This window comes from Actinoplanes sp. NPDC051859 (assembly GCF_044452725.1).
Lineage (GTDB): Bacteria > Actinomycetota > Actinomycetes > Mycobacteriales > Micromonosporaceae > Actinoplanes.
Map to the genome: position 1 here is coordinate 76,164 of NZ_JBITBX010000005.1, position 20,575 is coordinate 96,738.

A 20,575-nucleotide genomic window follows, 5' to 3' on the forward strand; every position below is an offset into this window, starting at 1 on the left:
CGGCTTACCCGCCGTAAACGCTGACCTCCTTGAGCGAGTAGCCCCAGCCGGTGCCGCGTTGCACCCCGTAGACGCGCAGGTAACGGGTCGAGGTGGGGGTGAACTGCACGTTGTCTATGCCGCCGTCGCCGGTCGTGGTGGACCACACCGTCTGCCAAGTGTTCCCGTCGGGGGATACCTCGATGCGGTACGCCTTGCCGTACGCGCTCTCCCAGTCGAGGGTGACGTTGCGGACCACCCGGTTCGCACCGAGGTCGATGCGCCACCACTGGTTGTCGCTCCACCCGCTCGCCCACCGGGTCGCCGTGTCACCGTCGACGGCCTTACCGGGGGCGTAGCTGACGAACGGATTCCATTCAGTGGAGCTCGCCGCCGCGGCCGCGTTCCTGGCGAGGTTCACCCCGGGCGCATGCTGCTCCGACGCGGACCAGGTCCGCAGGTACGACTCGGCGCCCAGCAACAGATCGTTCACCACCGCCGGACCACCGTCCAGCAGTCGGATCTGCTCGACCCAGTCGGGCACCAGGCCGTAGTGGGCGGCCCCGTCGGTGTTCAGGTCCCAGGTGCGTTCGCCGGTGGTTACCCGGTCCAGCACGGCGCTTCCATCGGCGCTGCGGAAGGGATAGCGCACCGGGTTCGGGGCATCGGTGCCGCGCGGTCCGGGCCAGCCACCCAAGCCGTTCATGTCGGTGCCGAAGCCGAACCCGACGCCGTACCGGTCGCGCAACGCCTTGGTGCGCGCGGCCTCAGCGATGAAGCCTTCGGCGCCGCTCATGTACGGCGCGATGAAGCCGCCGAGCCGGTAGACCCGTTCCGTCCAGCCCAGATCCATCCAGCCGTGGGACGAGATCACCCCGGGATAGGCCGCGGATTCGAGAACGTCCAGGGTGCGGTTCGCGGCCTTCACGCTCATGTGGTCGATCTCGACCATCATCTTGCGTTTCATCATGCCGCGCAGGGTGTACTCGCCGAGCGAGGTGAGGCCGCGGATGTTGCACTTGGCCTCGGTGCTGTCGCCGATCGGGTTGTCGTGCTGGGGCCCCGGGCAGTTCTCCGTCGCCCAGTAGGTCCCGGTGGACAGGAACTGACCGCCGTTGACCGCCGTTCCCACGGTGCCTGAGTCGAACCGGACGCCGCACAGCGCATTGTCGAACTTGTGGCAGAGGAACATGCTGCGGACGCCCAACGCGAACAGCTCGTCGAGGCCGCGGTCGATGTCGCCGGTGCTGCATTGCGCGATGTCGAGGATCTGCTTGCAGCCGAACGGCTCGGACGTCTCGACGCCGAGGATGACGGCGAGCTTGCCCTGCTTGATGATGTCCCGGGCCTGACCGCTGCTCGTGACGATCCGGAACCAGCCCTTGCCGGGGCCGCCGTACATCCGGTCGACGTAATCCTGCATCTCGTAGGTCTTGCGAGCCTGCAGCCGGATGGAGGTCATCTCGTCGCAGCTGCGGTCCTTGAAGAAGTAGACCGAACAGATCACCCCGTTGGTGACGAGGTCGTTGACCAGCACCCGCTGGCCGCCGCGCCAGGCCCGCTCGATCCACGCGTAGTAGTTCTGCTGGTGGGTCAGCGAGTCATGGGCGGGCCAGTCCTTGAACGTCGGCCAGCCGTTCGGGTCGTGCCGGCCGTCCCCGCCGTTCATGATCCAGTCGAAGATGGCCAGGGTGCCGTCCGGGTAGTGCTCGGGGCAGTCCTTCAGCGCCTCGGCGATGCCCGCTTCGGAGAAAGCCTTGCCGCACAACAGCCGGCCGCCAAAGGCCTCATTGGACATGATGTGGTCGTGGGCATCGACCAGGCCGCGGACCCGGCCCTGCGCATCGGTACCCCGGAACGGCTCGCCGGTGACGTTGACCTGTGAGTCCGGCGTGGGCCGCGCGCTCGGCACCCACCAACCCGACTCGGCCGCCGCGCTGGGTGTCGAGCCGAGCAGCAGTGCCAGCACCGTGCATGCCGCGGTGAGGGCGGCGAAGCGCCCGTGGGTGCGCTTCGGGCGGGTGGGTATCAGCGTGCGGAACCCTGGAACCCTGAGAGACATATCTTGCTCCCGATCGATGCCGGACCAGTGTGGACATCGGGGCGGTCGCCGGCAACGGCCGACTCGTCCGGCCATCGCAACACATCGATTGACGACCCGGCAACACTTGTAACGAAAGTTCTTCACTTTCGCGGGTCTGCGCAACTCTACCCTGACGTAAGAGTATGGTTCCGGGTCGGCACGGAGCGGTCAGTCGTCAGGGAATGAGTGTGATGTCGGTGCAGGCAATGCGAACCCGGCCGGAGTGGTTGACCTCCGCACGAGTGCTGCGTACGGAAGTCCTCGCGGGTTTGGTCGTCGCACTCGCCTTGATCCCCGAGGCGATTTCGTTCTCGATCCTCGCCGGAGTGGATCCGAAGATCGGGTTGTTCGCCTCGTTCACGATGGCCGTCACCATCGCGTTCACCGGCGGCCGGCCCGCGATGATCTCTGCCGCCACTGGGGCGATCGCACTGGTGGTGGCACCGCTGGCGAAGGAGCACGGGCTCGGTTACCTGGTCGCTGCCGTGCTGCTCGGCGGCGCGTTCCAGATCGTGCTCGCGCTGGTCGGGGTGGCGAAGCTCATGCGGTTCATCCCTCGCAGCGTCATGGTCGGCTTCGTCAACGCCCTGGCTATCCTCATCTTCACGGCGCAGCTGCCGCACCTGATCGGCGTACCCTGGCTGGTCTATCCCCTGGTCGTGGTAGCGCTGGTCATCATGGTGTTTCTGCCGAAGCTGACCGCCGTGGTTCCCGCTCCGCTGGTCACGATTGTGCTGCTGACAACCTTCACCGTCGCCGTGCAGGTGAGCGTTCCGACCGTCGGCGACGAGGGCGCTCTGCCGGACAGCCTGCCCGTGCCGGGGCTGCCTGACATTCCGTTCACTGTGGACACCCTGACCGCCATCGCCCCGTACGCGGTGGGAATCGCGTTGGTCGGGCTGATGGAGTCGTTGATGACCGCGAAGCTGGTCGACGACATCACCGACACCCGCTCGGACAAGACCCGCGAGTCCTGGGGCCAGGGTGTCGCCAACATCGTCACCGGCCTGTTCGGCGGCATGGGCGGCTGCGCCATGATCGGGCAGACAATGATCAATGTGAAGGCCTCGGGAGCGCGGACCCGGCTGTCCACCTTCCTGGCTGGCCTGTTCCTGCTCATCCTCGTCGTGGTCCTCGGTGACGTTGTCGCCGTCATTCCGATGGCCGCGCTGGTCGCTGTCATGGTCATCGTGTCGGTGGGCACCTTCGACTGGCACAGCGTCGCTCCCGCCACTCTGCGGCGCATGCCCGCCGGCGAGATCATCGTCATGGTGGTCACCGTCGCGGCCACCCTGATCACCCACAACCTGGCTGTCGGCGTCGTCCTCGGCGTCCTCGCCGCGATGGTCATTTTTGCCCGGCGGGTCGCGCACTTCGTCGAGGTCACCGGCGAACTCGACGATGACGGCAGCCGGGTGTACCGGGTCCGCGGCGAGTTGTTCTTCGCCTCGAGCAATGACCTCGTCTACCAGTTCGACTACGCCGGCGACCCGGACCGGGTGGTGATCGACATGAGCGCCGCGCACATCTGGGACGCCTCGTCGGTCGCCGCGCTGGACGCCATCACCACCAAATACCGGTCCCGTGGCAAGCACGCCGAGATCACCGGCCTCAACGATGCCAGCGCGTCCTTCCACGAAAACCTCGCCGGCAAGCTCGGCGGGAGCCACTGATGGCCAACGGGCACACTGAGGCGATGACGTCAGGACGCATGCAGATCGGCGAGGCCGCGGAACGGGTCGGTTTGAGCATCCGCACGATCCGCCACTACGAGGACGCCGGCCTGATCGTGCCCTCGGCTCGCAGCGAGGGCGGTTTCCGGCTCTACACGGCACCCGACCTCGACCGGCTGCGCGTCGTCAAACGCATGAAGCCGCTCGGCTTCACCCTCGACGAGATGCGCGACCTGCTCGACATTCTCGACCGGCTCGCCACCGCGACCGGCGACGAACGCACCGCCCTGCACGACCGGTTGGCGATGTTCCACACCGCCGCGCAGAGCCGGGTGCAGGCGCTGCGCGAACAGCTCGCCACCGCAGAAGGCTTTGCCCAGCAGATCCGGGACCACATCGACCAGAACCAGTAGCGCCGCCGCCTGGGCGCAGCGGCGGCGCGGACCGGGCTCGCTAGGAAGGCGTGGCGAAGTTCTGCACCCAGTACGGCGTGCGGTCGGCGGAGAAGGCCAGACCCAACCCCACCTCTCGCAGCCGACAGTCCAGAATGTTCTCGCGGTGCTCAGGGCTGTGCATCCAGCCGTCCACCACCTCGAAGACGCTGTCCTGGCCGCGGGCGATGTTCTCGCCGTAGCGCGACCAGTGGTAGCCCGTCTCGCTGACCCGGTCGCCGGCGCGTTCCCCGTTGCGGTCCTCGTGCGCGAAGTAGCCGCGCCGGGCCATGTCGGCGGCGTGCCCGTTGGCCGCGGTGATCAGCCGGCGATCCACGTCCACCGGCTCGCAGCCGGCCCGCCGGCGGTGCTCGTTGACCAGCCGCACGGCCTGCTGCTGCACGTCGCCGCCCGGGTCGGGGGACATGGCCTGGCCGGTCGTCACGTCGCGCTGGGCCGAGAACCCGGGTCGGTGCGGCTTCGGGTCGCGGGTCGCGGCCGCCGAGCTGGGTGCCGGGTCGGCGGCACCGCCGGGCCGTGCCGGCTTGGCGGTCGGCACACCCCCGGGCCGCGCCGGCTGGTCGGTCGGCGGTTCGGAAGCATCGGGTACGGCGGAAGCAGACGTGGCGTCACCGTCGGGCACGGCGGGCAGGGCGGGCACCACGTCACTGGTCGGCACGCCGGCGTCGGCAGGCAGCTGGGGAATCGCCGGAACGTCAGGGATCAGGGCTGAAGGCACCGCGGGAGTGTCTGGCGTGGTTTCCGCGCCCGCGGTGGTCGCGACCATCACGCCACCCGCCAGTACCGCCGACACCGCGACTGCCACTACGACAGCAGGCTTACGCACCGTTGTCCCCTCTTCCTCATCTCCTGGCGCTGTGCCCGTGCGCAGCGCCTTCGAGGGGGACCAACGCGGTGGACCGGAGCGCGGTGACTCGGCGCCGGGCCGACGATCTTGCCGCTGCCGGCCCGGATAGGGCCCGGTTGACCTGGGATTTTGACTGTCCGCAACGGAATCCGGGCGACGCACAGCCGCACTGACAATTCGGACACTTCATCCCTTCGGGGTAATCCGCCCGGGCGTACTTGCCGACCACGTGGCCGGTCCCCGGCGCGGCTAAGACGTAGCTACCGTTTCGCGGTGCGTAACCGCTACCTGGACCTCCTCCGGGCCGCCGCGATCGTCCGCGTCGTCCTCTACCACCTCTTCGGATGGCCCTGGTTGTCGATCTTGCTGCCCGCCATGGGCATCATGTTCGCCCTGGCCGGATCGCTGACCGCCGCCTCGCTGGACCGGCGCTCGGCGGGCAGCGTCGTCACCTCGCGGTTGCGTCGGCTGCTACCACCACTGTGGTTGCTGGCGCTGGTCGCCGTCCCAGTGATGATCTCCACCGGCTGGGCCGCGCAAGAGGGCGGCGATCGCCCCTGGAGCTGGAAGCTGGCGCTGTGGATCCTGCCGGTCGGCGACCCGCCGGGCAGCCTCGCGGCCATGGACGTGTGGGAGCCACTCTGGTACGTCCGGGCGTACCTGTGGTTTGTGCTGTTGTCGCCGGTGCTGTACCTCGCGTACAAAAAATTGGTCTGGGCGGCCGTTGCCGCACCGATCGTGCTGATCGCGGTGCTGGACAAGACCGGATTTGAGCTGCCACTCGGCCGCGCGGACGCGGCGATGTGGGACTTCGCTACCTACGGCGCTTGCTGGATCGCGGGATTCGCCCACCACGACGGCCGCCTGCACCGCATCCGGCCCAGCCTCGTCACCGCCGCGGCTGCGGTGCTCGGCCTCGCGGCGCTCTTCTGGCTGCACGACCACCCGGGCGAGAACGGTTACGACGTCAACGACGTGCCAGAGGCCCAGGCGCTGTGGTCGCTGGCCTTCGTCCTGCTGGTGTTGCGGTGGCGCCCCGACCTCACCTGGCTGTCCCACCTGCGCCCGTTGGACCGGGCGATCAACCTGCTCAACGCCCGGGCGGTCACGGTGTATCTGTGGCACAACATTGCCATCGCGGCGATCTGGCCGATCCTCACGCTGGTCGCCCTCGACGACCTGGAGAACTTCGAGGGACCGGTCTCCCTGGCGGCGACCATCGCCCTCACCGGTGTAGCCATCCTGCTCTTCGGCTGGGCCGAGGATCTGGCCGCCCGCCGCCGTCCCCGCCTCTGGCCGGCCGCGCCCTCGCCCGCCCCGGCCGTCCCCGCGGCGCCAGCAGCCACGGCACCGGCCTTCGCCGCTGCCCCGGCCGCTTCGGCCCGACCCTCCGCGGCCAACCCGGGGTCAGCGAGCACCGCTGAGCCCGTACCTCCCGCACCGCGGCGCGGCGCGCAACCGACCGACGAACCTGCGGTGTCATGGTTCGGCAATTCCGAACGGGACTGATCCCCAAGCCAGTCGTTGCTCACGGAGGTAGGGCCGACGGACGACTCGAGGAGAATCCAGCGTGACGACAGGTGCCCAGGACAGTGCAGAGCCGGCGGCGGGCGGACTCGGGCAGCGGGCGCTCGAGCTCTTGGACAAGGCCATCGAGCTCCAGAGTCCATTGGTGCGCAAGAACATTGCCCGGGCGCGCCAACGGAATCCGTCGGCGACCCCGGCGCAGGTGATCACCCAGCTGGAGCGGATGTTCGTCAGCGCTCTGGCCGGGACGGGTGCCGCGGTGGGCGGAGCCGCGGCCGCGCCGGGTGTCGGCACGGGAGTCGCCCTGGCGCTGTCGGCCGGCGAGGCGCTCTCCTCGCTGGAGCTGAGCGCCGTCTTCGCGCTTTCCGTGGCCGAGATCCACGGCGTCCCGATCGACGAACTCGAGCGCCGCCGCACCATCGTGCTGGGGATCATGCTGGGTGGGTCCGGCACCGCCACGATCACCAAGGTCGCCGAGCGTACGGGCCAGCATTGGGGGCGTCAGATCGTCGCCAGCGTGCCGGTGGCGACGTTGCGTCAGATCAACAAGATTCTGGGCCGGCACTTCGTCACGAAGTACGGGACGAAGCAGGGCATCATCGTGCTCGGCCGAGTGGCGCCGTTCGGCATCGGCGCGATGATCGGTGGCGGCGCCAACGCGGCACTCGCCGCGCTGACGGTGCGGGCCGCACGTCGGGCCTTCGGTTCGCCGCCGGCAGTCTGGCCGCCACCAACCTGCGCCGAGCCGGACCCGACCGGTCGGGTGATCGACGGGCAGCTCGCCGGCGACACCGATCTGGTGCGCGGCGCCTAGCGCAGGTAAAGCTCAGGCGGCCAGGGGGTGGTGGGCGCGGCGGGCGTGGGTCGTCAGGATGTCGAAGCTTGCCACGGCCCGCTCGTCGCCGGTCGCGGTGAGGACGCGCAGGCCGGCGCGGCTCAAGGTGTAGGTGACGTCGGTGAACGTGCTGACCGTGTCGTCGTGGTGGACGACGGTCAGGACGTCGGCGCGCATCATCGCAGCAGGGGAAAGACCGTGGATCGACATGTCACGTTTCCTTCGCGTACGCAGTGGGCACCGTGCTGGGGATTACGGACGCGGAGGGGCGCGCGGTTCAGCAGAACGGCCGATAGTCATCGGTGTCGGCCCCGTCGGTAGGGCCACTTCCGAGTCTGAGCTGCCGTGGTGAGGGCCGCTGTCACCCTCCCGCCAGCCCCGCTGCCGATAGTCGACACCCACCACGTATCCAGCGATCTCGACCGATATCGTTCAGCTGCACCGGCGCGGCCGGGCATAGAGTGGCAGCTGTGTCCCGATCGCCCCGTCGCGTCACCGCTCTGCTCCTCTGCCTTGTTCTCCTCCCGCCACTGACCGCGGCCTCGTGCGGCGACGAACCGTCCGCTGTCTCCCTCGGCACGGCGGCCCGCGGCACCGTTGACGAGATCGTGGAGGCGTCCGGCGCGGTGACGGCACGAGCCGCCGGCACCGTGACGTCGCCCGCCACAGGCACCCTCGCCGAGCTGCGCGTGGCCGCCGGCGACCGGGTCCGCCGGGGCCAGGTCGTCGCGATCATCGACTCGCCCGCCGCCGAGCAGCGCCTGGACGCCGTCGCCGAGGCCCGGGACGCCGCGTACGCCGCAGGTGTTCCCGTTGGTGGCGCAACCGGCTTTGCCGCGGTCCGGCAGCGCACCGATGCCCAGGCGCAGCGGACCCTCACCGCCGCTCGGAAGGCCGCCGCGGAGATCACCGATCCGGCGCTGCGCAAGGCGTTGCTCGCCCAGGCCGCGGCCGCCCGCAAGCAATATGAGGTGGTCTCGGCCGCGGCAGGTGCCACCGTGCAGGCGCTGGAACGCGGCGTTGCGAGCGTGTCCGAGACGGCCGCTGCCCTCGGCGCCGCCCAACGGGTTCAGGCCGAGCAGGCGTACGACCTGGCCGAGGCGGCGGTCGACGCGTTGACCCTGCGCGCGCCCATCTCCGGCGTCGTGCAGCTCGGCGGCGCGACCTCCGCGACCGCCCCCTCCCTCGACGACCTGATCGCCCAGGCGAACCCCGCCGCCGTGGGGACGCCCGCAGCCGGGGCACCGCCGGGCGTGGACTCTGCCCTGCCGGAGGGTGCTGCTGTGGGCACAGGCACCCCGATCCTCACCGTGGTCGATACGGCAGCGCTCGGGATCGCCGCCGAGGTCGACGAGACCGACGTGCTGTTGGTCAAGGCGGGCGGCACCGGCACGATCGAGCTGGATGCGGCCGCCGGTGCCACGTACGAGGCCCGGGTTCGTGCCGTCGACCTGCTGCCCACCACGTCGGCCCGGGGCGGCGTCTCCTACCGGGTGCGGCTCACCCTGGGACGCGGCACGTACGCCGACGGCACTGCCGCCCCGGTGCCGAGACCCGGCATGAGCGCCATCGTCCGGCTCCGCGTGCGCCAGGCCGTCGACGCCGTCACCGTGCCCGCCAGCGCGGTGGTCTCACGCGACGGGCGTACGGGAGTGTGGATCGACCGGGAAGGTAGGGCCGAGCGGGTGCCGGTGACCCTCGGCGTGCAGGGCGAGGACGTGGTGCAGGTGGTGTCCGGGCTCGACGCCGGGCAGCGCCTCGTCGTCGCCGGCGCCGATCAGGTCAGCGCGGGTCAGGAGCTGCCGTGACCGGCCCCGCCGTCGTGGCCGCCGACGTGACCCGTACCTATGCATTGGCCGGAGTCTCCGTCCCGGCCCTGCGCGGAGTCTCGCTCACCGTTGATGACGGTGACTATCTCGCCATCACCGGGACGTCGGGTTCGGGCAAGTCGACGCTGATGCACCTGCTCGGTGGCCTCGACCGGCCCACCTCCGGCCGGTTGGTCATCGGCGGGCGGGATGTCGGCACCCTGTCCGCGCCCGACCTGGCGCGGCTGCGCAACGAGGTCATCGGCTTCGTCTTCCAGGCGTTCCACCTGCTGCCGCGGACCACCGCCCGGGACAACGTCGCGCTCCCGCTGGTCTACCGGGGCGTGGGCCGCCGCGAGCGCCGCGAGCGCGCCACGGAAGTGCTGGACCGGGTCGGACTGGCGCACCGTTTGGACCACCGCCCGCACCAGTTGTCGGGTGGTGAGCAGCAGCGGGTCGCCATCGCCCGAGCGCTCGTCACCGGGCCGTCGATGCTGTTGGCCGACGAACCCACCGGCAACCTCGACTCGGCCACCGGCGCCGCGGTTCTCGCCCTGCTGGAGTCGCTCAACGCCGGTGGAGTCGCGGTCGTCCTGGTCACCCACGACCGCGAGGTTGCCGCCCGGGCGCGTCGGCAGATCGTCATGCGGGACGGCCTGATCGCGAACGCCGCATGAGGTTGGCCGAGGCCTGGCGGGTCGCGCTCGACGCCCTCCGGGCCAACCGGCTGCGCAGCATGCTCACCATGTTCGGCATGGTCATCGGCGTGGCGGCGGTGGTCGCGCTCGTCGCCATCGGCACCGGCACGAAGCAGCAGATCGAACGCCAGGTGGAGGGGCTGGGGGCCAACCTGCTCCTCGTCGTACCCGGGCGGTTGGAAGCTGGCGCCGCACCCGCCGTGTCCACCCTGTCGCTCGACGACGCCGACGCGGTCAGCCGGATCGTCGGCGATCGGTCTCGGGTGGCGGTCACCGTTGCCTCCGGCGAAACCGTCCGCGCAGGTAATCGCTCGACCTTCACCAGCATGCAGGGCGTCCTGGAGACCACTCCGGGCGTGTTCGTCCGCAGCCTCGACCGCGGCGCCTATCTGACCCGTTCCGACGTCAGCACCGCCCGCCGCGTCGCGGTCCTCGGGTCGAGCGTCGCCGCTGAGCTGTTCGGCGACCGTGATCCGGTCGGGCGCCAGATCACCATCGGCGGCGTACGGTTTCGCGTCATCGGCACCTTCGAGCAGCTGGGCCAGAGCCTCGGCGTGGACCGGGACAACGAGGTGCACGTGCCGGTCACCGCCGCGCAACGGCTGCTCGGCACCGACCGCATCGACGGGATGGCCGTGCGCGCCCCCGATCGCGAACGGATCGACGCGCTCGGCGCCGACATCGTCGCCACGCTGGGCGAGCGGCACCCTGGCACCGACTTCAGCGCGGTCACCCAGGAGCAGATCCTCGGCGTGCTCGGCGACATCTTGGGCGTCCTCACCGGGGTGCTGGCGGCCATCGCGGGCATCAGCCTGCTCGTCGGCGGCGTCGGCGTCTCCAACATCATGCTGGTCTCGGTGCGGGAGCGGACCAAGGAGATCGGCCTGCGCAAGGCGGTCGGCGCCCAGCCCCGCGACATCGGGTTGCAATTTCTGCTGGAAGCGGTGCTGCTCACCACGCTGGGCGGCGCGGTCGGCATGGCCCTTGGGATCAGCGCGGCGCTGCTGGTCGACCGGCTCTCCCCGGTGCCCGCCGCCATCACCTGGTGGTCGCTCACCCTGGCCTTCGGCGTTTCCGCTGCCGTCGGGATCGCCTTCGGTGTCGTGCCGGCTCAGCGAGCCGGACGCCTGGACCCTGTCGTAGCTCTGCGTACGGAATAAGTGACGTTGAGCAAACGTCTCACGTCCGGCGGCGCCCGGCCGAAGTCAGGGTGTGCTTCTCAGGACGGTATACGCCGGATTCGGGGTGCGCGACCTGCACGGTGCCTCCCGTGCCGTCGCGTACCTGGTCCTGGCCGCCGCCCCGTACGTGCTGATCACGGGCACCCTGGCGCCGGGCATCACGCTCTCCGGCCGGATCGCGGTGATAGCGGTCGTGTCATTCATGGCGGGCCTCGGCCTCATGTCCTGGTTCCGCCCACATCTCCTGCCCGTCGCGTTCTGGTTCTTCGTGCCGATCCTGTCCACGGTGCTGATCACCGGCCTCAACATGATCACGAACGACGCCAGCACCGGCGCCCAGTTCTTCTACCTCTGGCCCGTCCTCTACGTCGCCAACTTCCTCGGCCGCCGCGCCATCTACCTCAACCTGCTGCTGGTGTTCGCCGGCGACGCCCTGACCGTCTTCACCGTTCTGGGCGTAGGCCGCGGAATGATGGACTGGGTCGCGACGATGCTGACCATGACGATGACCACCATCGTGGTATCGACCCTGCGCGCCCGAGCCGACAAGTTCCGCGCCGTGCTCGAAGAACAAGCCAACGTCGACGCCCTCACCGGCCTCGCCAACCGGCGCCACTTCACCGAAACGCTCACCCGCGAAGCCGCCGAGATCGCCCTCACCGGCGACAGCCTCGCCCTGGTCACGGTCGACCTCGACTACTTCAAAACCATCAATGACACGTACGGCCACACCGAAGGCGACCGGGTCCTGCAAGCGGTGGCGTCGTCCATGCGTACGGTGACCGGAGATCGAGGTCTCGCCGCCCGCCTCGGCGGCGACGAATTCGTCATGCTGCTCCGCCTCGACCGACCCGCCGCCGTGGCAGTGGCGCAAGAGCTCCGCGCCGACGCGGGCTCAGCCACCGGGCTGCCCGGCGGCCCACCCAGCCTCAGCATCGGCATCGCCGTCCTACCCGGCGACGCCGCCACCGTCGAAGAACTGATCTCCGCCTCCGACGCGGCCCTCTACGACGCCAAAGCCTCCGGCCGCGGCCGCGTCGCCGTGGCCCGCGGTCGACAGAACCTGGACCGCATGCCCGGCCTCACGCCAACGCCGGACCCGCTGCTGCGCCCTTGACCAGCCCGATGATCTCCTGCCGCAGCCGCGGATACGGCCCCCAGCCATCCCGCAACACGTGGATGTAGACAGCCTCCAGCGACACATCTATCCGCTGCGCCAACTCCTGATCGTCCGGCAACCCCAGCCGCACCGCCCGCGCAAAGTGATCCAGCGCCTCCATGTACCGGCCCTGATCAAACGCACACCGCCCGGCGTTCTCATGCACCACACTGCGCAACGCCTCCGGCGCGGCCGAGCTGGCAGCCTGCTCGAACAGCCGATCGGCCTCCTGGAAGTCACCCCGCAACCGCAGCACATGAGCCAGCTCCGCCTGCGCGATCACCATCGCCTGCACATCCCCAGCAGACTCTGCATGCGCGAGCGCCAACCGGCTCGCAGCGGCGGCCAGACCGAGCTCCTCCAACAGCCGATACACCTCGGCCCGTACGCTCAGCAGCCCCGCTTTCGCCACGTTGTCGACCTCATCGGCCAGCGGCCCGTCCAGCCGCTCACCCAACTCCCGCAGCGCATCCCGATCGTCGACCACCTCGCGCAACGTGCCGCCGTCCAGCCGCCAGCGGATTGCCGCCACGTCCTCCGGTCGCACCGGCCGCTTCCGGGCTTCCCGCTGCTCGCGGGCATCCTGCGATGTTGCCGGCTGCGCTAGATCCACCCGCTGGTTGACCGCCGCTTCGCTGCCGGGACCTGCTTCGTCGGCCTGACCATGGCGGTTGGTTGCCTGCTCGAGGCTGACTGCCCGCTCGTGCTCGCCGGCCTGGTCGTGCGTCCCGGCCTGGTCGTGCGTCCCGGTCTGGTCGTGCTTGCTGGCCTGGTCGTGCTTGCTGGGCTCGTCGCGGTTGGCCTGATCGTGGCTTGGCTGATGCTGGCTGGTCGCCAGTTCGTGCTTGCCGGGCTGCTGGTTGCTGTCGATCGGCTCGTTGTTGCTCGGCTGCTGACCGTTGCCCGCCCGCTGATCGAGGCCGGTCTGGTCGGCGACAGCGCCGACCATCAGGCCCGAGAGGTCCAGATCAATGGAAATGCCCGTCCCGTTCGGCGCAGCCTGCGAATTAGCCCCTGCGGCACTGGCAGCCGCTTCCGTCTGCGGTGCTGCGACTTCGGTCGTTGCCGTGGTGTTCGGCGCCGCGGCAGTGGACTCCGGCTTCACCCCGGCAGCCTCGCCCGCCTCGGGATCGGCGTCCGCGTTAGCTTGCGGCGCGGCCTTGGGGCCAAACCAGGTGGGCCCGAGATCGGAGTCCGCGTACTTGCGCGGAGCATCCGGCCCGGAGGTGGACAACCGGCCGATGGGCTGGGCATTCGCGGCCGGGTTCGGACCGGGCCGGGCAGCGGGTGGCACGACGGACACCGGTTGCGCAGGAGCCGCCGTCTGCAGCGCTCGCGTCGCCGCCACCTGCCTGACCGCTTCTGCCTGCCGTGCCTTCTCCGTCTTCGCTTCTTCTGCGTTGCGTGCCAGCTCGGCCAGGCGCCCCGCCTCGTCCGGGCGAGCGGCGTTCGCCCGGCTGGACTGCTCAGCCTCGTGGGCCTGCTGCGCTTGACGGGCTGCCGCGACGAGCCGAGACTCCTCGACCGCTTTCGCCGCCGCGTCCTGGCGTGCTTGCTCCGCGGCGTGTGCAGCTTCCTGCCGGGCCTTTGCGGCGCGTGCTACCTCGGCCTGTCGTGCTTCCTCTGCGGCGCGTGCGGCTTCTGCCTGGCGGTCCAGCTCAGCCACGTGTGCCTCGTCGGCCTTGCGGGCTTCTTCAGCTTGGCGGACCTCTTCGGCCTGACGTGCCTGCTCGGCTTGGCGGGTCTGCTCGGCTTGTCGTGCCTGCTCGGCTTGTCGTGCCTGTTCGGCTTGGCGTGCCTGTTCGGCCGCGTGGGCTTGCTGAGCTTGGCGTGCCTGTTCGGCTTGGCGGGCCGCTTCAGCCTGGCGGGCCTGCTCGGCTTGGCGGGCCTGTTCGGCCGCGCGGGCTTGCTGAGCTTGGCGTGCCTGCTCGGCTTGGCGGATCTGCTCGGCTTGGCGTGCCTGCTCGGCCTCGTGGGTCTCCTCGGCCTGCCGTGCTTGGTCGGTCTGGCGGGTGGCCTCGGGGCGGTCGAGGTCGAGGTCGGGCTGGCGGGGGGCGGGGACGCGGGCAGTGCCTGGGCGGGCCGCGTCCGAAGACGCGGTGTCGGCAGCGGAGTGACCCGCGAGGTCCGCCGCGATGACCGGCAGCTCGTTGGTGGGTGTCCCGACCAGACGCGGATCGACCGTCGACCTTCCGGCAGCGGCGGCCTGCTGCGCGGCTGCGGGGATGGCGGTTGTCGGCAACTCGTGACCAGGCACGGCGCTGACCGGTGCGATGCGTGACGGCGGACGCTGTGATGGGGGCACCGCAGTGGGCATGCCGGTGCCGAGGATCATCGCCGTCCGTGGCCCGCCGACGATCGGCCGTTCCGCAGTTGGGACGTCCTCGGCTCGCGCGGACGAGCTGTGTTCCGGCGTGTACCGGTCACCCGCGGGCGCAGGCGGCGGCCCCGACTGCGCCGATCGCGCCAAGCCCGGCTGCGGCGCGGGCATGGGGCCCGGCCCATGGTGCGGCGGGCGTTGCGGGCCTGACTGCGGGGCGGGCACAGGGCCCGGCCCGAATTGCGGCGCGCGCGATGGGCTCCACTGCTGGGCGGGCGCAGGGCCCGGCTGCTGCTGCGGTGCGCGCGGCGGGCTCGATTGCTGCGTGTGTGCCGGGCCCGGCTCTTGCCGCCCTGCGCGCGGCGGGCTCGATTGCTGCGTGTGTGCCGGGCCCGGCTCTTGCCGCCCTGCGCGCGGCGGGCCCGACTGCTGCGCGTGTGCGGGGCCCGGCTCCTGCTGCGGCGAGCTTTGAAGACCCGGCTGTGGGGCGGGCGCAGGTCCCAGCCCATAGTGCGGCTCCGGCTGGAGCCCCTGAGGGTGGACCGGCTGGACCGTAGGCGGAGGCGCCGACAAAGGGGCGTGGAGCATCTGCGGCTGGGGCGCCTGCGGCGGCGCTGAAGAGGGATCGTGGGGCCGTGCCGGCTGGGAGGCCTGCGGCGGCGCCGAGTAGGGATCGTGGGGCGGTGCCGGCTGGGGAGCCTGCGGCGGCGCCGAGTAGGGATCGTGGGGCGGTGCCGGCCGCAATGGATGCGGCGGCGCCGAGGGGGAGTTGAGCGCCCCTGGGCCCGGTGCAGTCGGGGGAGTGCGCGGCGCCGGTTGCGCGGGTGGCGATCCCGGCGTGTGTGGCGATGCTGCCTGCGGGGGCATCGGCCGCTGGGTGGGTGGCGGCATCTCCGCAAACTGTGCCGATGGCGGCGAGAAAGGAGCCGGCCGTGGGGTGGGCGGCAAGACGTTCGGGGCCTGCGGCGGCACTCCCGGCCGAGCCGGCGGTCGCTGCTGCCGTGCAGTTCGCGGCCCCTGCGACGGTGCAGGGCTGACCGGGTTGTGCTGCGGGTGGCTGGCCGGGTCGTGGCGCGGGGGGCTGACCGGGTTGTGCTGCGGGTGGCTGGCCGGGTCGTGGCGCGGAGGGCTGACCGGGTCGTGCTGCGCAGTGCTGATCGGGTCGTGCTGCCGAGGTGCGTAGGCGGCCGGACTGATCGGCTCGTCGGGGTGCTCGCCGAATGCGGCGGGACTGACGGGTTGCTGGCCGGGCAGATATGACGCGGGGCTGACGGGTTGCTGGCCGGCCGAGTACGCCGCCGGGCTGACAGGCTGGTGCTGGCTGGGCAGGTATGCGGCGGGACTGAGCGGCTGTTGGGCTTCCCGCGGCGCGTCCTGGGGTGAGCGGGCCGGCGATGTCGGGTGGCCGGGGACCACCGGCGGGGTGAGGGCGGCAGCTCGGCCTTGGTGCGAAGCGGCCTGGTGCGGAGCAGCCTGGTGCGGAGCAGCCTGGTGTTGGGGGGCCTGGTGTTGGGCGGCCGGCGTTCGGGGGATCGGCGGAGGTGCAGGAGAGACCACGCGCGGCGGTGCTGCCTGGGGTGGGGCGGCGATGACCCGGGGCGGAGCCGGCGGTTCGGTCTTCTTGAGGATCCGCGGCGCGGGCGGCGGCGTGGCTTTGCTGAGGATTCGCGGCGCGGCGGGTGGAGTGGCGCGGCTCAGGACGCGCGGGGTGCCACTGTCCTGTTCCGGCGTGTCGTCAGCCGGTGTGGCCGGCGCGGTCGCAGCTTCCTCCGGCGGGAACGGGGCCTGCTCGACAGGCTGTTCCGACCACATTTCGGTGCGTGGGCGTCCGTCTCCGGCGGGGCGCACCTTGGCACGGCCCGCGGCGGCAGGCTGACCTTGCCGCGCGGCGGGGTCGGTGGTGCCGGGGTGGGCGTCGTTCGGGTAGGCGTACGGCGATCCTGGATTGCCGTGCTGGGCGGCGAACTGCCCCGGGTCACTCCAAGAATTCTGGTCCTGCGGGCGAGCGTCGGGCCGCCCGCCGAGGCCCAAGGCTTGCCCCTCATGGTGGAACGCCGCCGGGCTGGCGGGGTCGAGGCGTGGAGTCGCCGGGTCGACGTCATGCGGGAAGGGAATGGCTTCGGCTGGCTGGGCGTTCCGGAACGCGGCCGGTTCCTCGATGCGGGGGCGGTCGAAACGGCCGTCGCCGCGTTGCCGGTCGGGGTCGCGGCGGTCATCGGGACGGTGTCTCGGGTTGCGGTCTGGCTCGGGCCGACCCTGCGGGGAGCCATAGGCAACCTGCCGGTCCATCGAACGGCGCGGGTCGTCCTGGGTGCGACGCGGCTCCTCGCCCTGCGTGCGACGCGGATCGTCCTGCGTGCGACGCGGATCGTCCTGCGTGCGGCGCGGGGCGTCGGGGTGGCTGCGGTCGGCGTCTGGTGGGGTGACGCGGGCGCGACCGCTGACCGGGGCTTCGCGTTCCTTGCGGCGGCCGCGGCGGGGGCGTTCGGCTGCTTCCTCGTCCTGGTCGCCGTCCCAGAAGGAGGACGTTTCGATGCGGCGGGCGCGCTGGGCCGAGACGTACCGGCGTTGCGCTTCCCAGTCGGAGGCGTCGAAGTCGCGGTCGTCGTACTCGAGTTCGTCGAAGTCGAGGCTGCGGACGGTCCAGCCGTCGAGGCCCGGGGAGACTGGGGCTGATTCGAGGTCGGCTTCGGCGAAGCCGGGGTCGTCCAGCCAGCTGGGCCGGTCGCCGTCGAAGGCCGAGTTGATCTGGTCGGCCCGCTCCGCTGCTGACCGCGGATGGCTGGCCTGCCTGCGCTGTCTACGTTCGGCGAGCTCGTCGACGGACGGTTCATGGAGCAGCTGCTCGGGCGCTCGGGCAGCCGGAACCGAGGACACCGGAGCGTCGTCAGCCCGGGACATGGGCACCGACCCGAACGCTTCGCGGGCCCGCCCGGTAGGCGGCGCGAAGTTACCGCCTACGCGCGGCGGCGGCTGACCCTCGCGGGCCCGGGGCGGTGGCGGCTGACCCTCGCGGGCCCGGGGCGGCAGTGTCTGATTCTCGCGGGTTCGGGGCGTGGGCGGGTGCGCCTCGCGGGCCCGGGGTGCTGGCGGCGGCGCGAAGTCGTCGTCTTCGATGTATTGGGTGCGTTTTTCCGGCCGGCGGGGTTCGGACGTGCGCCGGTTGTCGGGACCCCAGCGCGACAGCACGGCCGCTTCGGCGTACGGGTCGCGCGCCGTGACGGCATGCTCGGCGTAGGGTGCGGGCCGTTCGTCGTCGTACTCGGCTTCCCAGTACTCGTCGTCTTCGTAACTCATCGGGGCGCTCCGGCCCCGGTGCGGTGGGCGCGGGGATGTGTCGAGCCGGCTGGTCGCCGCATTCGTCCCCCTGCCTTCGCTGCCACGTACGCTGCCCCCGCGCGCCCGTTCTTTCTGTCCGCGTAGTACGAGTGGGAAGGTTAACCACGGTTTTGCCCGTGGCGCTACCGTCCGAGGAGCTGCGTCACTCGACCCGCGGACGCCCCGCCGCTCCGCCGGTCGCCCCTGGCGCCGCGGACCGCCGGGTGCAGCCCTCGACGGATAGTACGGACCAGGCCGCCTACCGGTTCATTGGTCGGGGTGTACCGCTCGTAAGGTCGCCGAGCCTAACTCAGAGTTATGCTGCCGACAATCCTCGCCCATAATGACCACCTAGCGTGATCGCCGGAGGTGCGGAGGACAGATACCCGACACTGGCGTCAGCGGCCGCGGCCGCGGGCCACCAGCCGGGTGATCGGCATCGCTGGCGCGGGGATGGGCAGACCCGCATAGCCGTGGACGGTGCCGAACCGTCCGTCGTCCGCTGCCCAGGACTGGCGGGCCTCCGCGATGTCGTCATGACTGCGGCCGATGAAGTTCCACCACATGACCAGCTGTTCGGAGAACGGTTCGCCGCCCAGCAGCAGCAGTCGGGCCGAGCCCTTGGCCTTCAGCGGCAGTGTTGATCGCCCCGTGCCCAGGTAGAGCAACGGTCCGGCGGACAGCGCAGAGCCCGCCACTGTCACCTGGCCGTCGAGGGCGAGGACCGCGTACTCGAAGTCGGGGCGTAGCGGGAGGTGCGTTTCGGTGCCGGCGGTCAGGGTGATGTCGGCGCCGACCAATGGGCTGAAACAGCGCGCCGGGGACTGGGCGCCGGCTAGGTCGCCGAGCAGCACGGTCGCGGTCAGGCCGCCGTCGGTGAGGACCGGCAGGTCCGTGTGGTGGTCGAACGAGGGCGAGACGTCGCGGTCGGCGTCGGGCAGTGCCACCCACAGCTGTACGCCGTGCAGCACCGAACCGTGCTCCGCCGGCGTCTCTTCCGAATGCGAGATTCCCCGCCCCGCCGTCATCAGGTTGAGCTGCCCGGGCCGGATTTCCTGCCGATGGCCGAGGCTGTCGGAGTGCAAAATTTCGCCCTGCACCAGCCAGCTGACCGTCTGGAGTCCCAGGTGCGGGTGCGGTCCGACCCGCATGCCGGCGGAGGTGCCCAGGTTGTGCGGCCCGTACGCGTCGAGGAAGCACCACGCCCCGACCATCCGCCGGCCCCGGCTGGGTAGGGTCCGCGTCACTTCCATTCCGCGCGGCCCGCCCAGCGCGACGGGCATCCCCGGCAGGATTTCCACGTCGGGCGGAGCCGCGACCGGCCCGGGAACCGAGGGGTCAGCTTCGAGACTGCTCACCATCGAAAGCTAGCAAGAGCAGCACTGCGCCGGCTGCCAGCAGTCCCAGCGCCACCGGAGCGGTCATCGGCACGCCGCCGACCAGCGCCGTCCGGCCCTCGGTCAGTCCGCCGAACCCGATCGCTGAGACGCCGAGCATGCCCGCCGTGCACAGGACGCCGCCCACGGCCGCGCGGGGGGCGGAGGCGCCGGGGACGATCGCTGTCGCCCGTACGGTGTCGAAGCGACGGAACAGCGTGACGAAGACGGCCGTCACCGTCGCAGCGGCGCCCAGCCACAGCGGTCTGGTCAGCCACCAGGTCGCGGTGCCGGGCGGGCCGCCGATCCCGGACCGGAACGCCGTGAGGAGCACGAAGGCGGCGCTGAGGTGCCACAGGAAGGCCGTCATTGCGAGGTTGTTCGCCGCCACCACGGCCGTCCAGACCCGCGTCCGGGCTAGCAGCCGGTGGGCCGGCCGGCGCAGCAGCATCGCGAGCCCGGTGAGCCACAGTGCGTGCGCTGCCAACGCCATGGTCGGCGGAGACATGTTGGACAGGCGATCGCCGGGAACGCCGACCATGGAGACCGGGTACGGCCCCACCGTCGTCAGCACCAGCAACGCGGTCAGGCCACCCCCGGCGAGCAGCGCACCCCACCGCTGCAGCGAACCCTCGGCGTAGAAGTAGCCGAGCTGGTGCACGGCGAGCCACACGAGCAGCAGATTCAGGACGGCGATGTCGGCGTACCCGGAGAAGCGGAGCAGGTCGACGACGCCGGCCGCAGCCAGCAGGGTGACCGGGACCCACCCGCCGAATCTGCGGTGCAGCCGCAGCATGAGCGGGGCGAGCGCGATCAGCGCGAGGTAGACGCCGACGAACCACAGCGGCTGCACGACCGTGCGGAGGGCGACCCGGACGAGGCCCTGGTCGTGGCCGGCGAGTCCGGCGCCGAGCGCGAGCACCAGCCAGACCCCCAGAAAGGCCGCGGTCGGGCGCAGCAGCCGGACGATCCGGGACCGGACGAAGTCGGCGTAGCCGCCGCCGCGGCGACGGATCGAGGCGAGGGCGGTCGCGTGGGCGAAGCCGCCGACCAGGAAGAACAGCGGCATGACCTGCAGGAGCCAGGTCAGCGGCTGGAGGACGGGCACGACGGCGAGGACGTTGGTGATCCGGTCGCTGCCGGGCTCGGGTACGGCCATCAGCCAGTGCCCGGCGATCACGGTGCCGAGGGCGACCACCCGGAGCAGGTCGACGTAACGGTCGCGGCTTGCCGGGGTGTGGGCGGCGAGCCGGGCAGCAGACGAGGGGGCAGCTGTCATGCCACCACACTTTTCCGCCCGCGTCGGCGGGGCGGATGAG

Annotated in this window: 14 protein-coding genes; 8 read left to right on the forward strand and 6 right to left on the reverse strand. The window is 71.1% G+C overall.

Annotated features, from left to right (window positions below; translation table 11 throughout):
• Positions 1-4: 4 nt before the first annotated feature.
• Entirely contained in the window at positions 5-2,041 is a 2,037-nt protein-coding gene (locus ACIA1L_RS14330; protein WP_396073125.1) for a discoidin domain-containing protein, read from the reverse strand.
• Between the two features lie 212 nt (positions 2,042-2,253).
• On the opposite strand from ACIA1L_RS14330, the gene ACIA1L_RS14335 reads away from it, so the two are divergent.
• Positions 2,254-3,735, forward strand: coding sequence for a SulP family inorganic anion transporter (locus ACIA1L_RS14335; RefSeq protein ID WP_396073126.1), 1,482 nt, complete (start codon positions 2,254-2,256; stop codon positions 3,733-3,735).
• Between the two features lie 23 nt (positions 3,736-3,758).
• Positions 3,759-4,148 carry a MerR family transcriptional regulator gene (locus ACIA1L_RS14340; protein ID WP_396073127.1) on the forward strand — a complete coding sequence of 130 codons (390 nt, stop codon included), beginning with the start codon at positions 3,759-3,761 and terminating at the stop codon, positions 4,146-4,148.
• A gap of 40 nt (positions 4,149-4,188) precedes the next feature.
• On the opposite strand, the gene ACIA1L_RS14345 is transcribed toward ACIA1L_RS14340, so the two are convergent.
• A complete protein-coding gene (locus ACIA1L_RS14345; RefSeq protein WP_396073128.1) occupies positions 4,189-5,013 on the reverse strand; it encodes a CAP domain-containing protein in 825 nt (274 codons plus the stop codon).
• Positions 5,014-5,307: 294 nt separating this feature from the next.
• Between ACIA1L_RS14345 and ACIA1L_RS14350 the strand changes: the two genes are divergently transcribed.
• Both ACIA1L_RS14350 and ACIA1L_RS14355 read left to right on the forward strand, forming a co-directional pair.
• Positions 5,308-6,543, forward strand: coding sequence for an acyltransferase (locus tag ACIA1L_RS14350; protein WP_396073129.1), 1,236 nt, complete (start codon positions 5,308-5,310; stop codon positions 6,541-6,543).
• 61 nt (positions 6,544-6,604) lie between these two features.
• Positions 6,605-7,375, forward strand: a complete 771-nt coding sequence (locus tag ACIA1L_RS14355) for a hypothetical protein (RefSeq protein WP_396073130.1) — start codon at positions 6,605-6,607, stop codon at positions 7,373-7,375.
• A 12-nt stretch (positions 7,376-7,387) separates the two neighbouring features.
• On the opposite strand, the gene ACIA1L_RS14360 is transcribed toward ACIA1L_RS14355, so the two are convergent.
• The gene (locus ACIA1L_RS14360) at positions 7,388-7,606 is read right to left on the reverse strand and encodes a hypothetical protein (RefSeq protein ID WP_396073131.1); all 219 of its coding nucleotides are present in this window, start codon (positions 7,604-7,606) and stop codon (positions 7,388-7,390) included.
• A 260-nt stretch (positions 7,607-7,866) separates the two neighbouring features.
• Between ACIA1L_RS14360 and ACIA1L_RS14365 the strand changes: the two genes are divergently transcribed.
• The 4 genes from ACIA1L_RS14365 to ACIA1L_RS14380 are packed head-to-tail and all read left to right on the forward strand — an operon-like array spanning position 7,867 to position 12,200.
• Positions 7,867-9,204, forward strand: a complete 1,338-nt coding sequence (locus tag ACIA1L_RS14365; protein WP_396073132.1) for an efflux RND transporter periplasmic adaptor subunit — start codon at positions 7,867-7,869, stop codon at positions 9,202-9,204.
• Positions 9,201-9,881 (forward strand): ABC transporter ATP-binding protein, encoded by a 681-nt coding sequence (locus tag ACIA1L_RS14370; protein ID WP_396073133.1) that lies wholly within the window; start codon positions 9,201-9,203, stop codon positions 9,879-9,881. The genes ACIA1L_RS14365 and ACIA1L_RS14370 overlap by 4 nt, the downstream gene beginning before the upstream one ends.
• On the forward strand, positions 9,878-11,062 hold the full coding sequence (locus tag ACIA1L_RS14375; protein ID WP_396073134.1) for an ABC transporter permease: 1,185 nt from the start codon (positions 9,878-9,880) through the stop codon (positions 11,060-11,062). The genes ACIA1L_RS14370 and ACIA1L_RS14375 overlap by 4 nt, the downstream gene beginning before the upstream one ends.
• 52 nt (positions 11,063-11,114) lie before the next feature.
• Positions 11,115-12,200, forward strand: a complete 1,086-nt coding sequence (locus ACIA1L_RS14380) for a diguanylate cyclase (protein ID WP_396073135.1) — start codon at positions 11,115-11,117, stop codon at positions 12,198-12,200.
• Here ACIA1L_RS14380 and ACIA1L_RS14385 read toward each other — a convergent pair.
• From ACIA1L_RS14385 to ACIA1L_RS14395, 3 genes are all read right to left on the reverse strand, one after another.
• Positions 12,166-17,859, reverse strand: a complete 5,694-nt coding sequence (locus ACIA1L_RS14385; protein ID WP_396073136.1) for a hypothetical protein — start codon at positions 17,857-17,859, stop codon at positions 12,166-12,168. The two genes, ACIA1L_RS14380 and ACIA1L_RS14385, sit on opposite strands and share 35 nt — an antisense overlap.
• A 419-nt stretch (positions 17,860-18,278) precedes the next feature.
• Entirely contained in the window at positions 18,279-19,241 is a 963-nt protein-coding gene (locus ACIA1L_RS14390; protein ID WP_396073137.1) for a pirin family protein, read from the reverse strand.
• Positions 19,219-20,535 carry an acyltransferase gene (locus tag ACIA1L_RS14395; protein ID WP_396073138.1) on the reverse strand — a complete coding sequence of 439 codons (1,317 nt, stop codon included), beginning with the start codon at positions 20,533-20,535 and terminating at the stop codon, positions 19,219-19,221. Before ACIA1L_RS14395 ends, ACIA1L_RS14390 begins: the two co-directional genes overlap by 23 nt.
• Between the last annotated feature and the right edge of the window lie 40 nt (positions 20,536-20,575).